Origin of the sequence: Dyella koreensis, from assembly GCF_044904565.1 — a bacterium.
Lineage (GTDB): Bacteria > Pseudomonadota > Gammaproteobacteria > Xanthomonadales > Rhodanobacteraceae > Dyella_D > Dyella_D koreensis.
Genome location: NZ_JADIKD010000008.1, coordinates 103,833 through 118,518, shown reverse-complemented (window position 1 = coordinate 118,518; position 14,686 = coordinate 103,833). Strand labels below are relative to the sequence as shown.

Sequence of the window (14,686 nt, the reverse complement as noted above, 5' to 3'; positions counted from 1 at the left end):
GCCTTGGCCGGGAATCCCGCCCATAATCGCGGCCGAACACGGCCGCCCTGGCCGATATCGGCCAAGTTTCAAAATCCCGCGTGACATTATTTTTCTATATGCGCAGCCGTCCGCATCGCCACCTTTCAGGCGCCGACATCAGGCATGACCGTTCACTGGATTATCACTCGATAACGGAATGGGGATTCCGCCTAGCGTAGATGGAGATACGCGGAAACAAAGGCCCCTAACCGCTCTCGGCAATGAGTGTCCATGCCGGACCTGGAATTTGTCCACGGGGGCAAGCGTGCATTGCGTCACGCTTTGTGCAACGCAGCAGTATTTGTTTCTCGAAATGCGGAATTAATGGTGAAATGTTACCGAACGACGATTCGGATCAATACACACCATTTTCAACTAGATGAAATCCGCGTCAAGGAACGGATTATCTAAACGCATTAACAGATCAAACATGAAATGCTTGTCAACCGATTAATGCATTTAAAAACGCATGCGCCCGGCGCCCCGCACCGAGCGAAATATTATTGAAATACGATGCTGGCGATGGCGCCATTAGTGTCGGCGCGCGGACGCATGGACACGTCCCAACCGTAGAGTTCGCACAGGCGGCGCACGATGGCCAGCCCCAGCCCCGCGCCGCTGCCGCCCGCGCCCTCACCACGGACACCCCGCTGGAACAGGCGCTCGGCGTCTTCCGGCTTGATGCCCGGACCGGTATCCATCACGTCGATGCGGTCCTTCTCCACCAGTACGGTCACCGTGCCTTCGAGCGTGTATTTGATGGCGTTGCCAATCAGATTGGTGAGCGCGACGGACAGCACCGACGCGGGCGCGTTGACGCTCAGCGATGAGTGCACCACCAGCTCCACTTCCAGCGGCTTGTCGCGCATCTGCGGGCGTTGGCTTTCGATCACATCCGACGCGACCTTGGCAACCTCGGTGGTTTCACCGCGCGTGGGACCACGACGCTCCGCGCGCGACAGCAGCAGCAGCGCTTCGATCATCTCGGTCGCCTGGCGCGATGCACGCTCGATACGCTTGAGGCGCTCGCGCAGTTTGTCGGTGAGATCGGGCGAGCCTTGCAGCAATTCCGTGGTGCTGGCGATCACCGCCAGCGGCGTGCGCAATTCGTGGCTCACATCGGAGTTGAACTCGCGGTCGCGCTCCACCATGGCGGTGAGGCGATTGGAGTATTCGTCCAGCGCCAGGGCTAGCTCACCGACTTCGTCGTCAGCGAAATGCGGTGCCAGCGGCTCGGCTTTGCCGTTTTTACGGAAATGGCGTAGGCGTTCCGCCAGCTGCGTTACCGGTTTGAGCACTTTGCGCGACAGCCACAGGCCAAGGGCGAGCGAGAGCAGGCCAAACAGGAAAACCGCACCGATAACGGCAAGCAATAGTTGCCGCTTGCCAAGCTCATCGCGTGAAACGTCGTATTGCAGGAAGCTGATAATGCCGTCCTTGCGACGTACGGCGAGCTTGTAATGACGCTGGCGCCCGTCGGGGCCGGCTTCATAAACATCATGGACACCGGTATCCAGGTTCTGCCAGGTCAACGGTGCTTTATAGATGGTGCGGTCGCTCCACGAGGCCGCCTTCACAATGTCGAACGCAGGCGCTCGATCCGGGTGCTCCAGAACTTGTGTATTCAGGTGATCCACCTCGTCCTGAAGACTCGAAGTGATCAGCTGATTTTCCACCCGTGTGCGGATATCCAGCGACGCCACGGCAAACAGCGCGCTGAGGCCAAAACCGAACAGCGCGAACGAGACGACCAGACGAAAACGAAGCTTACGCCTGGACCGCATCCGGCTCGACCATGCGATACCCAATACCGTGCCGCGTGTGGATCAGCGGCTTGTCGAAAGGTTTGTCGATCGCCGCGCGCAGGCCGTGGATGTGTACGCGCAGGCTGTCGCTGTCGGGCAATTCCTCGCCCCACACGCGCTGCTCCAGATCCTGTCGCGTGACCACCGAAGGGCTGGCTTCCATCAGGGCTTGCAGCAGCTTCAGACCGATCGGGTTGAGCTGGATCGACTTGCCTTCACGGGTGACAGTCAAGGTATCCAGGTTGTAGGTGAGGTCAGCCACTTTCAGCACGCGGCTCTGCGGACCCTTGCCACGGCGCGCCAGCACTTCGAGACGCGCGGCCAGTTCCTGCAGCGCGAACGGCTTGGTCATGTAGTCGTCGGCGCCGGACTCGAAACCGGTGAGCTTTTGTTCCAGCGCGTCGCGCGCGGTCAGCATCAATACCGGAGTCTGCTTGTGTGCCTCGTGGCGCAGCTTGCGCGCGACATCCAGGCCGTCCATGCCGGGCAAAGTCAGATCCAGCACGATCACGTCGAAATCATGAACTACCGCAAGGTGCAGCCCGGTCACGCCGTCGCCGGCGAAATCGACCACATGGCCGCGATCTTCCAGGTAATCACCGATATTGGTAGCGATATCGCTGTTGTCTTCGATCACCAGTACGCGCATACGCCACTCCGTGTCGCCGCCGGCACCCAGCCGGCCATGGCGTCAAGCTTAACAAGCTTGCATCGCGGTAGGTGGCGCTGGGTGAACGACTAGCTGAATGCCGGCAAAGAAAAAGGCCCGGGCACGCGACGAGGTCGCTGCGTCCGGGCCCAAGCTACTGCCCCGATACCGTAATCTGCTGTCACTAGACCTTAGCGGTTGAAGTGCCGAGCAAATTGCAGTGGGGACTTTATAGGGCGGGTGGAGTTACGGTGGAGTTAACCCGTACTCACTTCGCTGTTAACCGTTCAGCACGGGTACGACGCACGACGACCGCGTCACTTTTTCGCGCGCTGTTCCAGGTGCTTGATGATGTGGGCGGATACGTCCACGCCGGTGGCCGCCTCGATGCCTTCGAGGCCGGGCGAGGCGTTCACTTCCAGGATCAACGGGCCGCGCTTGGAACGCAGCAGATCGACACCGGCGATGCCCAGTCCCAGCGCCTTGGCCGCGCGCACCGCGATCTGCTTTTCTTCGGCGCTGAGCTCGGCGGCCGACGCGGTGCCGCCACGATGCAGGTTGGCGCGGAACTCGCCGGGGCTGGCATCGCGCTGCATGGCGGCGACCACCTTGCCGCCCACCACGAAGCAACGGAGATCGCTGCCGTTGGCTTCGCCGATGAACTCCTGCACCAGAAAGTTGGCATAGAGGCCGCGGAAGGCCTCGATCACGCTCTGTGAGGCGCTGCGCTTTTCGGCCAACACCACACCGGTGCCCTGGCTGCCTTCGTTGAGTTTGATCACGTGCGGCGGGTCGCCGAGCATGGCCAGTACGTCGGAGGTATCGTCCGGGTTATCGCCAAACACGGTGACCGGCATATCCAGCCCCTGCGCGGCCAGGATCTGCAAGGCGCGCAGTTTGTCGCGCGCGCGCAGCACCGCGTCGGACGGGTTGGGTGTGTACACGCCCATCATTTCCAGCTGCCGCAGCACCGCAGTGCCATAGAAGGTGCTGGTGGTGCCGATACGCGGGATCACCGCATCGATGTCGCGCAGCGGCTTGCCCTTGTAGCGGATCGCCACATCCCCCGGCGCGATGCGCACATAACAGCGCAGCGGATCGAGCACGCGGACAACGTGGCCGCGCTCGCGCGCCACCTCCACCAGCCGCTGGGTGGAATACAGACGGGTATTGCGGGAAAGAATGGCTATCTTCATGGGGTATCCGTGACCGCGGGCAAAGCCCGCGGCTGGGTATAGGAGAGCGCCGGATCCACCGCGAAGCGGCCCAGCAAGGCCGTACGGCCAAGCAGCATGGGAAACAGCATATGGCGGCGGTCAGTCAAATTGATGTCGACGCTGAAACGCTGGCCGGCCAGCGACACCTCGCTGCGGATGAACCAGCGCTCGGTACGCCGGCCACCGGTATCGGTCACCACGCGGCGATCGAGTGCCGGCGCTTCGCATTGCACACTCAAGCGATGCTTGCGTCCTGTGCTGACGGTGAAACGCAGCCAGATGGCGCCGTCGCGCTCGAAACTATCGAGCGTGTCGACGTGCAGCGAGCTGCTGCGCGCGCCGGTATCGAGCTTGGCCTTGAGGGTGGCGATGCCGAGCTCTGGCAATGCCAAGCGCTCCCGCCAACCGAGGGTAATCACATCCGCCATCTTCAGCGCACGCAGGGTTTCGGGGGAAGGAGGGCTCAGTGGGGAACGGAGCGGAGCTGGAGCGGGTGAAGGGAATCGAACCCTCGTCAGTAGCTTGGGAAGCTACAGCTCTACCATTGAGCTACACCCGCAACGTCGGCGGATGGTAACCCGGGACCCGCGGAGTTTGGAACCATCCCTCGCCGGTACTGATGCTTTGCCATCGCTGAGGCACAGCCTAATGCGTGGTGAACCGCACATGGCGGCCGGCTGAATCGCTCCTCCGACGAAGCGGGTCAACACGCGCTGCACAGAAAAACGCGTGCGCATAATCGGGCCGTCAGCGCCCGGTACCCCACACACGTTTCTCCGGACGGACCTCACCAAATGCATCGCGTTCATGGAGCACGTCATGCGCATCTACTCCCGTACTCTTCTGCGCGCCCTGCCGCTGCTGGCCACGTCACTTCTGTGCTGCGCGGCCGGCCTGGCGCAGGCACAAACGGATAGCGACGCGGGCGACCCGCCGTCGCGCGTCGCGCGTCTTTCCTATATGTCCGGCGATCTGGGCCTGCTTCCCTCCGGGTCCAAGGACTGGAGCGACGCCAGCGTCAATCGCCCGCTGACTACCGGCGACCGTCTTTCCACCGGCCAGGGCGGCCGGGCCGAGCTTGAGCTCGGCGGCGGCAGCCTGCGCATGGCCGAGGGCACCGATTTCGGCTTTCTCGATCTCAACGATCAGATGGCCCAGGTCGAACTGACCCAGGGCTCGCTCAATCTCGCCATACGCAATCTGAGCCAGGGGCAGAGCTACGAAATCGACACGCCGACCGTGGCCCTGGTGGTCGACCAGCCCGGCACCTTTCGTGTGGACGTCGACCGCGATGGCCGCACGACGGAAGTCACCGCCTTCCGCGGTCACGCCATGGTTTACGGCGAGAACAATGCTCAGCGCCAGGTGGATGCCGGTACGCGCTATGAGTTCGGCGACTCCTCCCTCAACAATGTGACGCTCAGCGATATGGGTGGCCGCGGCGATGCCTTCGACGACTGGTGCTACCAGCGCGATCAACGCTACGAGCAGTCGCCGACCCGCCGCTATGTTTCGGAAGAAGTCGTGGGCTATCAGGATCTGGACAACTACGGCGACTGGCGCGACGACCCCGACTACGGCGCCGTCTGGTACCCGGCCCACGTTGCCGTCGACTGGGCGCCCTACCGCACCGGCCACTGGGCCTATGTGGGGCCATGGGGTTGGACCTGGGTGGACGACTCACCGTGGGGCTTCGCGCCTTATCACTACGGACGCTGGGCCTATGTGCGCGGCAATTGGGGTTGGGTACCGGGACCGATCGCAGTGCGTCCGGTCTATGCGCCGGCGCTGGTGGCCTTTGTCGGCGGCAACAACTGGAGCGTGTCGATCGGGATCGGCGGCGGCGCACCGGTGGGCTGGTTCCCGCTGGGTCCGCGCGAGGTCTACAACCCTTGGTACCGCGCGAGCCGCAACTATTACACCAACGTCAACGTCACCAACATCAACGTCCACAACACCTACAACCACACCACGATCATCAACAACATCAACAACCAGTACAACTACTTCCGCAACGGACAACCGCAGCCGCGCATGGCCTACGTGAATCGCGATGCGCCGCGCGGCCTGACCGCGATGTCCGGGCAGAATTTCGCTTCGGCGAAGAACGTGCAGCGCAATCTGGTGCAGGTCGATCCGCACCAGCTGGCCGCCGCGCCAGTGCTGCCGCGAGGTATCGCCATCCGTCCGAATCAAGCCAGCTTTGCGCCGCCACGCAATCCGCAGGCACGGCCATTGCCGGCTGCCGGCTTTCAGCGTGAAGTCGTCGCCCGCCGCGCCCCGCCGCCGAGTGCCGCCACCCGTCCGCTGGCTGGGCCGGACAATGCACGCCCCAACCGCTTTGAGCGTCCTGCAGCCATAGCCGCACCCACCAACGTTCGCCTGCTCAATACCCAGGCGAACCCCGGCCGCCCGGCGCCAGGCAACACCGCACCCGCAGCCGGCAATGTAGCCACGGTGCCGGCTCGCCTGCCGCCAGTGGGTAATCGTCAGATGCCCAACACTGCGGCACAGCCGCCCGTCCCCAACGCTGCGGACATGCGCCGCGCCGAGGACGCGGCGGGCAATCGCCCGACCATGCGCCCGAATGAACTGCCTTCGGCCCGCTTCGCTCATCCGAACGCCAACCTGGATGCCGCGGGGCGCGAGGCATTGCCGAATCGCGGCGACCGCGCGCCACTCCCACAAAATCAGGCACCGCGACCGGGCGTGAGCTACATACCCAATGCGCAGGAGGACCGCGCCCGCGCGGCACAACAGGCCGCCCAGGAGCAGCAACAGCGCGGCAACCTGCCAGACGTGCCGCACTACAACCGCGCGCAGGACAACCCGCAGGCCCGCAACCCGCGTTTGGAAAGCGCGCCTGAGCAGAGGCCAGCCCCGGCCGCACCTCGCAACGAGCCGGTACCGCAACCCCGTGGCCGTGATATCGGCAACGCGGCGCCTTTCGACAACCAGCGCATCGAACGCCCGGCGCCGCGTCCGGCCTATCAGGCCCAGCAGCGTCCCGAGCCGCAACCGCGCATGGAGCCCCAGCCCCAGCCGCAACGCATGGAACAGCCGATGCCCCGCATGCGCGAGCCGCAGCCCGAACCCCGTGCCTATCAGCCGCCGCCGCGCCCGCAGCCCATGCCGCAAAACAACCCGCAGCCTCGCGAGCAGCCCCACAACAACCCACCCGCGAACCGCGACGAGCATCGTCCACGCAACAAGGACGAACAGCACAACTGAGATAAAGGCCCGGCCCACGCCGGGCCTTTTTTCTTTGGGGAACCGGCATCTCAGGCCGCAGCAGCTACAATAGGCGGATGCAAATCACGCTCAATGGCAGCCCCCGTGACTGCGCCAACGGAACCACCGTCGCCCAACTGCTGCAGGAAGCCGGCTACGGCGACCGCCGCGTGGCGGTGGAAGTGAACCGTGAGATCGTCCCTCGCAGCATGCACATCACATGGGTGCTGGCCGAAGGCGACCAGATCGAGATCGTCCACGCCATCGGCGGTGGCTGATCTTCGCGTTTGTCCGTGCCACGCCGCCAGCCCCAAGGCCTCGTAATGAATACCAAAACCCCCGACACCACCGACCCGTTGATCATTGCCGGCCAGAGTTACGGCTCGCGCCTGCTCACTGGCACCGGCAAGTACAAGGATTTCGACGAGACCCGCCGCGCCTCGCAGGCTGCCGGCGCCGAGATCGTCACCGTGGCGATCCGCCGCGTGAACATCGGCCAGGATGCCAGCCAGCCCAACCTGCTGGATGCACTGCCGCCGGAAGAATTCACCCTGCTGCCCAACACCGCCGGCTGCTACAACGCGGTCGACGCTGTACGCACCTGCAAGCTCGCGCGTGAGCTGCTGGACGGCCACAAGCTGGTGAAGCTGGAAGTGCTGGGCGACCAGCGCACGCTGTTCCCCGACGTGGTGGAAACCCTCAAGGCGGCAGAGACCCTGGTCGCCGACGGCTTCGACGTGATGGTCTACACCAGCGACGACCCGATCCTGGCCAAGCGCCTGGAAGAGATCGGCTGTGTCGCCGTGATGCCGCTGGCCGCGCCGATTGGCTCGGGCCTGGGCATCCAGAACCGCTACAACCTGCTCGAGATCATCGAGAACGCCAAGGTACCGATCATCGTCGACGCTGGCGTGGGCACCGCTTCGGACGCGGCAATTGCGATGGAGCTGGGCTGCGATGGCGTGCTGATGAATACCGCCATCGCTGGCGCGAAAGATCCGGTGCTGATGGCGCATGCGATGAAGCTGGCGATCCAGGCCGGCCGCGCTGCGTTCCGCGCCGGGCGCATTCCGCGCAAGCGCTTCGCCTCCGCATCGAGCCCGATCGACGGCACGATTGGTTGAGTATTCCTCCCTCCCCTGCGTGCAGCAGGGGAGGGTCGGGGTGGGGTCAAGCCCCTCACGTAAATCGTGAAAGCTCGGCTCCAGGGCTTACCCCTCCCAACCTCCCCCTGTCCCACGGGACTAGCTTTGCGTCGCGAGCAGGGGGAGGAGCAAAAAAGCTATAGCTTCCCTCCCGGAATTCCCATGACCCACGACGACGCCAGCAAGCCCGAATACATGCGCCGCATCCGCAGCTTCGTGCTCCGCGAGGGCCGCATGACACCTGCTCAGCAGCGGGCGTTCGACGAGCATTGGGCCCGCTTCGGCATCGACTACACCGGTACGGCGCAGGACTACGCCGCCCGCTTCGGCCGCCAGGCGCCACTGGTGATGGAGATCGGCTTCGGCAACGGCGAGGCGCTTGCATGGGCCAGCGAGCACGACCAGGCGCGCGACTATCTCGGCATCGAAGTGCATGGCCCCGGCGTGGGCCGCCTGATGAACGCGCTCGCCGCCCGCGATGCGAGCAATGTGCGCCTCTACAAACACGATGCCGTCGAGGTGCTGGAGCACGAGATCGCCCCCGGCACACTGGCCGAGGCGCGCATCTGGTTTCCCGACCCCTGGCACAAGAAGCGCCACAACAAGCGCCGCATCATCCAGCCCGAATTCGTCGCTCTGCTCGCTTCGCGCATGGCGCCGGATGGCCTGCTGCATCTGGCCACCGACTGGCAGCCGTACGCCGAGTACATGCTTGAAGTGATGGAAGCCGCGCCGGACTGGCGCAATCAACTTGGTCCAGGCCAGTACGCCGAGAAGCCTGAGTGGCGCATCGAGACCCACTTCGAGCGGCGCGGACTGAAACTGGGGCATGGCGTGTGGGATCTGCTGTACCGCAAGGCATAGTCACTATCGACGGTACGAGCGCACCCTGTGCGCGACCGCCTTCGTATCGACGCCAATCCACGATGTTGCACATCACGCGCGGCCCTTGCGTCCGCTTCACTCGGCCATGCATGGCCCTCGCCCGTTTGGCTGCTTCGCTGTGCAAATCGGCGATCCCGCCGATTTGTCGCCCACAGGGTGGGCCCCTACCGGCAACCATGCCTATCGAACGCGTCGCCGCAACTGCACAACGCCTCACAGCGTAGGCATCGATTCACCAGCTCTTGCGCCACCACGCTTATACTCGCCGCTTAAACAGGGACGAGCCGTCGCAGCGTGAAGCAACCACTGCACAATCGCATCCACCTTAGTTCGCTGGCTCTCAAGGGCGCCAGCTAGTGGGACTCTCGCTCACCCCCGAAATGATCCTGGTACTCGGGCTGGTGGGCTTCACCATGCTGATGCTGGTGCTGGAGTGGATCCGCGCCGACATGGTGGCCTTGCTGGTGGTGGTGGTGATCGGCCTCACCGGCCTGATTCCCTCCGAACGGGTGTTCAACGGCTTCGCCGGTAACGCGGTTATCGCGATCATCGCCATCATGATCATGGGCGCGGGACTGGACCGCGCCGGCGTGCTCGGCCTTACCGCCAACTTTGTGATGCGCATGGCGCGCGGCGTCGAGTCGCGCCTGGGCGTGGTGATCAACCTGGTTACCAGCCTGTTCAGCGCGGTGATTCCCAGTCAGGCGCTAGCAGCGCTGATGATCCCGGTGACCAGCCGACTCGCCGCGCGTACCGGCGTGCCGATATCGCGGCTGTTGCTGCCGATGGCGTTCTGCATCCTCACCGCCACCAACACCACGCTGATCGCGAACTCGCCGCTGATCGTACTCAACGATCTGATCGCCAGCGCCAACGCGAACCTGCCACCGGGCGCGCACACGATTCCCAAGTTCGGCCTTTTCAGCGTTACCCCGGTCGGCCTGGTGCTGGCGCTGACGGGCGTGCTGTTTTTCTACCTGTTCTCGCGCAAGCTGCTGCCGGAGCGTGAGGACGAGCGTCTCAAAGTCACGCCCGGTCGTACCGAGAGCTACTTTGCCGAGACCTACGGCATCGTCGGCGAAACGGCCGAGCTGACGGTCACCGCGGAGAGCCCGCTGGTCGGCATGAGTATCGGTGAAGTCGAGCAGTTGTACGGCGCACCACTGATCCTGGCGATCAAGAGCGGCACCGAGTCGCGCATGGCACCGCCGGTCGACCATGTGATCTGGGTGGGTTCGGTACTGGGTGTGCTGGGCCCGCGCGAGCAGCTCAATCAGTTCGCCAACAATCAGTTGTGCAAACTCTCGCCACGCATGCGGCAATTGGGCGAGCTGTTCAACCCGACTCGCGCCGGTATTTCCGAGGCAGTGATCCCCCCGAGCTCGCGCTTCATCAAGCAGAGTGTCGGCGAGCTGCGACTGCGCAAACGCTATGGCATCTCGGTGCTGGCGGTGAATCGTGGCGATCAAGTGTTCCGCGACGATGTGCGTTCGGTGAGCCTGCGCGCCGGTGACACGCTGGTGCTGCACAGCAGCTGGCGCGATCTGGGGCTGGCTACGGAAGATAAGGACCTGGTGGTCGTCACCGACATCCCGAAAGAAGAGCAACGCCCCGGCAAGATCTGGCAGGCCGTGGGCTTCTTTGTACTGGCCAAGTGCCTGGCCTTGTTCACTCACCTCGACCTTTCCGTGGCGATGATGACCGGCGCCATCGGCATGCTGCTCACCGGCGTGCTGAACATGGACGAGGCTTACAAAGCGATCAACTGGAAGACCATCTTCGTCACCGCCTGCCTGATTCCGCTGGGCTGGTCGATGGATGCCACCGGCACCGCCGCATGGATCGCACAGGAAGTGCTGCAGCATCTGGGCAGCGCCTCACCGTGGCTGCTGCAATTGTCACTGGCGATACTGACCCTGATGTTCTCGCAGGTGATGTCGAACGTCGGCGCCACCGTGATGATGGTGCCGATCGCGATCAGTGTGGCGGTGGCCACGGGCGGCAATCCTTCGGCTTACGCGCTGATCGTCGCGGTGTCCTCGTCCAACACCTTCCTGCTCAGCTCCGGCCACCCGGCCCTGATGATGGTGGCGGGTCCCGGCGGCTATCGCGGCAAGGACTTCCTGCGCGTCGGCCTGCCGCTGACCGCCATCGTGCTGTTGATCACCCTGGTGGCGATCAACCTGATGTTCCGCTGACGAATCACACCAGGCGCACTTCGCCGTCCACTACGGCCACATCCACTGCGCGCAGACGATCGCCGCGACACGGTCCGCCCACACACAAACCATCTCCCGCCTGGAAGCTCGCGCCATGCGCGGCGCAGATCAGGATGCCGTCCTTCAACAGGAATTTCCCGGGCGCCCAGTCCAACCTGCGCCCCGCGTGCGGACAAATATTGAGGTAGGCATGTGCGGCCTCGCCTCGGCGAACAAGGATGAGACTTTCCTCGCCCTCGGGCAGGGAAGCGTCTACGGCAATGGCCTCGCCATCGGGAATATCGTCCAGTCGGCAAAGGGGCTGTATCGGGATTACTGTATCCATCGGCACTTGTCTCTCAGGCCCGAAAGCCCCATCGTTGCACGCGTAAGTCGTTGATTTTACCACACGGATTTTTAACACATGCGTTTCGTGCTGCCTTCTCCGCGTCGTTCCCGCCACCCGCTGGTCCGTGCCCTGTCCCTGCTGGTGGGCGTGGCCGTGATAGGCGTGCTGTTGGTGTTCGGGCTGGTGGTGGTCAGCGTGCTGCTGGTCGGCGGCGGTTTGCTACTGGCTCTGCGCCAGTGGACACGCGGCCGTGATGCGAAGCGTACCGCGGCGGGCGTGCACAAGCCGGAAGTGTTGGAAGGCGAGTTCGTGGTGCTGCGCCAGACCGGCCCGGCCGCTCACTAAGCCGCTACCCTCCATCTCTGTTGCTAGCCTGATGGCATCCGAGCCGCGGTGCTGCACGACGGCGCAAGATCAAAGGTAACCAGCTAAGCCTCCCCCGAATTGCCGTCACGCGCAGTATTCGCCGCGTGACTCCGGGTAGCGATGACTCCGCACATAGAGTCCGAGGAAATAACGCTCCCGCGTGCTGGGGACGCGTCCTGCCTTGATCGCATCTCAAGTCTGTCTTGCAAAGAGCTCACTACTGCCGGGCTTCGCCACGAATTATCTTGGACAGCCGTTAGACTAGTCCGAGCATCCGCGCCGCGATGTCTACTCCCCAGTCCTCGCTCATGACCGACTCGTCTCCCACACCCGCCGCCAGCGCGGTGTCAGCTCCCCTCGCCGATCCGCGCGTGTTGATTCCGCTCGCGCTGTTTGCGCTGTACGTCATCTGGGGCTCGACCTACCTGGGCATTCGCTACGCGCTGGAAAGCTACCCGCCGTTCCTGCTCGCAGGTGTGCGCTTCCTCTGCGCCGGCGTGCTGCTGTTTGGCTTTCTGCGACTGCGCGGTGTTGCCACTCCAACGCCGCTTCAATGGCGCAATGCGGCGATTACCGGCGTGCTCCTGCTTGGCTTCGGTAACGGCCTGGTGTGTTTCGCGGAGCAGAGTGTGAGTTCTGGCATCTCGGCGGTCGCGGTCGCCAGCATGCCGCTATTTGCCGCACTGTTCTCGGGCATGTACGGGCAATGGCCCAGCCGGCGCGAAAGCATCGGCCTGCTGATTGGTTTTGCCGGTGTCGTGGTCCTGAATCTTGGCACCGGGCTGTCGGCATCGCGGCTGGGTGCGATCGCGCTGATCGTCGCGGCTGGCAGCTGGGCTTTCGGCTCGATCTGGAGCAAGCGCCAGGACATGCCAGCGGGACCGATGAACACCGCCGCACAAATGCTTTGCGCCAGTATCGCGTTATTGCTGGTGGGCTTCGGCACCGGCGAACACCTGCCAGCACAGCCGACGCTGCGCGCCACACTGGCGGCAGGTTATCTGGTGGTCTTCGGTTCGCTCGTTGCGTTCAGCGCCTATCTCTATGTGCTGAAGCACGCACGGCCTGCCGTGGCGACCAGCTACGCGTACGTCAATCCACCGGTCGCCGTGCTGTTCGGTGTGATGTTCGCAGGCGAACACGTCGGACCGTATGACCTCGCAGGCATGGCGATCATCCTGGTCGGCGTCGGCATCATCACGATGTTCAAGCAGCGCACCAAGACGTAGCAGCCGCCGTCCCGCGGTAGATGACGTCAAATCCCACCTGGGAAGAGGACTAGCCATCTATCGCGGCTTACCGTCTACTTGCGACCAAAATCGTATTGCCCGCACCAAGGCATTGGCCGACCATCGCCCCATTTGGGGAGGCGGCTTATGCAAACGGCTAAAGAAGGTGCACTGGCGCGCGCGGCATTGCGCAGTTCAGCCTGGGCTGAGCGCTGGTTTCCCGACGCCTGGGTGTTTGCGGCACTTGGCGTGATCGTGGTGGCGGCTGCAGCCTTAGGTTTCGGCGCCACACCAACGGTAACGGTGAATGCTTTTGGCGATGGCTTCTGGAGCCTGATCCCCTTCACCATGCAGATGGCTTTCGTGGTGATCGGCGGCTACGTGGTAGCGACCGCGCCCGTGGTCGCGCGCTTCATCGATCTGCTCGCGCGCGTGCCGCGCACCGGTCGCGGCGCGATCTGCTACGTCGGCCTGGTCAGCATGCTGGCGTCACTGCTGTCGTGGGGCTTCTCGCTGGTATTCGGCGGCTTGCTGGTGCGTGCACTCGCGCGACGCGAAGACCTGCGCATGGATTACCGTGCGGCTGGCGCGGCAGCCTATCTTGGCCTCGGTGCGGTATGGGCGATGGGCCTTTCCTCATCGGCAGCGCAGCTGCAGGCAAACCCGAAGAGCATGCCGCCGGGCCTGCTCAACATCACTGGCGTCCTGCCATTTAGCCAGACGATTTTCCTGTGGCAGTCGATCGTGCTGACCGCCACGCTGATTGCGGTATCGCTATTGATCTGCTGGTTCACCGCACCCTCGGGCGCAAGTGCGCGCACCGCGCAGGACTTCGGTGTCACCGAGAGCGCCACTCCACCGCTGCCACCGCGCACACGACCCGGCGAGTGGCTGGAATACAGCCCGCTGCTGTCGGTATTGATCGGCCTGCTCGGTCTTGGCTGGCTGGGCTACGAGTTCGCGACCAAGCCTGCGGTGACCGCGATCGCCAACCTCAACACCTACAACTTTCTGTTTCTGACTGTAGGCCTGTTGCTGCACTGGCGGCCGCGCAGCTTTCTCAATGCTGTGGCGCGCGCAGTGCCAAGTACGGCCGGCGTGCTGATCCAGTTTCCGTTGTACGGCGGCATTGCCTCATTGCTTACGCATGCGCCGGGTTTTGCCGACGAAACACTGGCGCATCGGCTGTCAGGCCTGTTCGTGCATATTGCTTCGACCGACACCTTCTCGCTGGTGATGGGTATCTACTCGGCCGTGCTCGGCTTCTTCGTGCCTTCGGGCGGCGGCAAATGGCTGGTGGAAGCGCCCTATGTGATGCAGGCGGCAAATGATCTTCACGTGCATCTCGGCTGGGCGGTACAGGTGTACAACGCCGCCGAGGCGCTTCCGAACCTGATCAACCCGTTCTGGATGTTGCCGCTGCTTGGTGTGCTGGGATTGAAAGCACGCGATGTGGTCGGCTTCACCTTTATGCAACTGGTGGTGCATGTGCCGCTGGTGCTTGGTCTGCTGTGGCTGCTCGGATTGACGCTGACTTATGTGCCGCCGGTGATGCCTTGATGATGTGGTTCGCGCACAGGGAGCGCGATTA

At 63.7% G+C, this 14,686-nt stretch carries 13 protein-coding genes and 1 tRNA gene; 8 read left to right on the top strand and 6 right to left on the bottom strand.

The window, feature by feature from the left end:
• Window positions 1-521: 521 nt before the first annotated feature.
• The 5 genes from ISS97_RS06285 to ISS97_RS06265 all read right to left on the bottom strand — a co-directional run bounded on the left by ISS97_RS06285 (window position 522) and on the right by ISS97_RS06265 (window position 4,251).
• Window positions 522-1,805, bottom strand: coding sequence for a sensor histidine kinase (locus ISS97_RS06285; protein ID WP_379987111.1), 1,284 nt, complete (start codon window positions 1,803-1,805; stop codon window positions 522-524).
• Window positions 1,789-2,475, bottom strand: a complete 687-nt coding sequence (locus tag ISS97_RS06280) for a response regulator transcription factor (RefSeq protein WP_379987112.1) — start codon at window positions 2,473-2,475, stop codon at window positions 1,789-1,791. The genes ISS97_RS06285 and ISS97_RS06280 overlap by 17 nt, the downstream gene beginning before the upstream one ends.
• A 317-nt stretch (window positions 2,476-2,792) precedes the next feature.
• Window positions 2,793-3,671 carry a 30S ribosomal protein S6--L-glutamate ligase gene (gene rimK, locus ISS97_RS06275; RefSeq protein WP_379987113.1) on the bottom strand — a complete coding sequence of 293 codons (879 nt, stop codon included), beginning with the start codon at window positions 3,669-3,671 and terminating at the stop codon, window positions 2,793-2,795.
• Window positions 3,668-4,120 (bottom strand): ATP-dependent zinc protease family protein, encoded by a 453-nt coding sequence (locus ISS97_RS06270; RefSeq protein ID WP_379987114.1) that lies wholly within the window; start codon window positions 4,118-4,120, stop codon window positions 3,668-3,670. Before ISS97_RS06270 ends, rimK begins: the two co-directional genes overlap by 4 nt.
• A 57-nt stretch (window positions 4,121-4,177) precedes the next feature.
• Window positions 4,178-4,251: transfer RNA gene (locus ISS97_RS06265), tRNA-Gly, on the bottom strand.
• A gap of 260 nt (window positions 4,252-4,511) precedes the next feature.
• Between ISS97_RS06265 and ISS97_RS06260 the strand changes: the two genes are divergently transcribed.
• The 5 genes from ISS97_RS06260 (at window position 4,512) to ISS97_RS06240 (ending at window position 11,151) form a co-directional block, all read left to right on the top strand.
• A complete protein-coding gene (locus tag ISS97_RS06260) occupies window positions 4,512-6,923 on the top strand; it encodes a DUF6600 domain-containing protein (protein ID WP_379987115.1) in 2,412 nt (803 codons plus the stop codon).
• 77 nt (window positions 6,924-7,000) lie between these two features.
• A complete protein-coding gene (thiS, locus tag ISS97_RS06255) occupies window positions 7,001-7,201 on the top strand; it encodes a sulfur carrier protein ThiS (RefSeq protein ID WP_379987116.1) in 201 nt (66 codons plus the stop codon).
• Window positions 7,202-7,246: 45 nt separating this feature from the next.
• Window positions 7,247-8,047: a thiazole synthase gene (locus tag ISS97_RS06250; protein WP_379987117.1), complete on the top strand. Its 801-nt coding sequence runs from the start codon at window positions 7,247-7,249 to the stop codon at window positions 8,045-8,047.
• A 183-nt stretch (window positions 8,048-8,230) separates the two neighbouring features.
• Entirely contained in the window at window positions 8,231-8,932 is a 702-nt protein-coding gene (gene trmB, locus ISS97_RS06245; RefSeq protein ID WP_379987118.1) for a tRNA (guanosine(46)-N7)-methyltransferase TrmB, read from the top strand.
• A gap of 401 nt (window positions 8,933-9,333) precedes the next feature.
• A complete protein-coding gene (locus ISS97_RS06240) occupies window positions 9,334-11,151 on the top strand; it encodes an SLC13 family permease (protein ID WP_379987224.1) in 1,818 nt (605 codons plus the stop codon).
• A 4-nt stretch (window positions 11,152-11,155) separates the two neighbouring features.
• Here the strand turns inward: ISS97_RS06240 and ISS97_RS06235 are convergent, their stop codons facing one another.
• Complete coding sequence (locus ISS97_RS06235; RefSeq protein ID WP_379987119.1) at window positions 11,156-11,497, bottom strand: Rieske (2Fe-2S) protein; 342 nt, start codon at window positions 11,495-11,497, stop codon at window positions 11,156-11,158.
• Window positions 11,498-11,575: 78 nt separating this feature from the next.
• Here ISS97_RS06235 and ISS97_RS06230 point away from each other — a divergent pair, with 78 nt between their 5' ends.
• The 3 genes from ISS97_RS06230 to ISS97_RS06220 all read left to right on the top strand — a co-directional run bounded on the left by ISS97_RS06230 (window position 11,576) and on the right by ISS97_RS06220 (window position 14,655).
• A complete protein-coding gene (locus tag ISS97_RS06230; protein WP_379987120.1) occupies window positions 11,576-11,845 on the top strand; it encodes a hypothetical protein in 270 nt (89 codons plus the stop codon).
• A gap of 329 nt (window positions 11,846-12,174) precedes the next feature.
• Window positions 12,175-13,095 carry a drug/metabolite exporter YedA gene (yedA, locus tag ISS97_RS06225; protein ID WP_379987121.1) on the top strand — a complete coding sequence of 307 codons (921 nt, stop codon included), beginning with the start codon at window positions 12,175-12,177 and terminating at the stop codon, window positions 13,093-13,095.
• A 147-nt stretch (window positions 13,096-13,242) separates the two neighbouring features.
• Window positions 13,243-14,655, top strand: a complete 1,413-nt coding sequence (locus tag ISS97_RS06220; protein ID WP_379987122.1) for a short-chain fatty acid transporter — start codon at window positions 13,243-13,245, stop codon at window positions 14,653-14,655.
• Window positions 14,656-14,686 lie beyond the last annotated feature (31 nt).

What these genes read in the sequence shown, in the direction of transcription:
- ISS97_RS06285 (WP_379987111.1), bottom strand. Translation starts at nt 1,805, where the DNA reads ATGCGGTCCAGGCGTAAGCTTCGTTTTCGTCTGGTCGTCTCGTTCGCG.
- thiS (WP_379987116.1), top strand. Translation starts at nt 7,001, where the DNA reads ATGCAAATCACGCTCAATGGCAGCCCCCGTGACTGCGCCAACGGAACC.
- ISS97_RS06235 (WP_379987119.1), bottom strand. Translation starts at nt 11,497, where the DNA reads ATGGATACAGTAATCCCGATACAGCCCCTTTGCCGACTGGACGATATT.
- ISS97_RS06230 (WP_379987120.1), top strand. Translation starts at nt 11,576, where the DNA reads ATGCGTTTCGTGCTGCCTTCTCCGCGTCGTTCCCGCCACCCGCTGGTC.
- ISS97_RS06270 (WP_379987114.1), bottom strand. Translation starts at nt 4,120, where the DNA reads ATGGCGGATGTGATTACCCTCGGTTGGCGGGAGCGCTTGGCATTGCCA.
- ISS97_RS06280 (WP_379987112.1), bottom strand. Translation starts at nt 2,475, where the DNA reads ATGCGCGTACTGGTGATCGAAGACAACAGCGATATCGCTACCAATATC.
- ISS97_RS06220 (WP_379987122.1), top strand. Translation starts at nt 13,243, where the DNA reads ATGCAAACGGCTAAAGAAGGTGCACTGGCGCGCGCGGCATTGCGCAGT.
- ISS97_RS06250 (WP_379987117.1), top strand. Translation starts at nt 7,247, where the DNA reads ATGAATACCAAAACCCCCGACACCACCGACCCGTTGATCATTGCCGGC.
- ISS97_RS06240 (WP_379987224.1), top strand. Translation starts at nt 9,334, where the DNA reads ATGATCCTGGTACTCGGGCTGGTGGGCTTCACCATGCTGATGCTGGTG.
- rimK (WP_379987113.1), bottom strand. Translation starts at nt 3,671, where the DNA reads ATGAAGATAGCCATTCTTTCCCGCAATACCCGTCTGTATTCCACCCAG.
- yedA (WP_379987121.1), top strand. Translation starts at nt 12,175, where the DNA reads ATGACCGACTCGTCTCCCACACCCGCCGCCAGCGCGGTGTCAGCTCCC.
- ISS97_RS06260 (WP_379987115.1), top strand. Translation starts at nt 4,512, where the DNA reads ATGCGCATCTACTCCCGTACTCTTCTGCGCGCCCTGCCGCTGCTGGCC.
- trmB (WP_379987118.1), top strand. Translation starts at nt 8,231, where the DNA reads ATGACCCACGACGACGCCAGCAAGCCCGAATACATGCGCCGCATCCGC.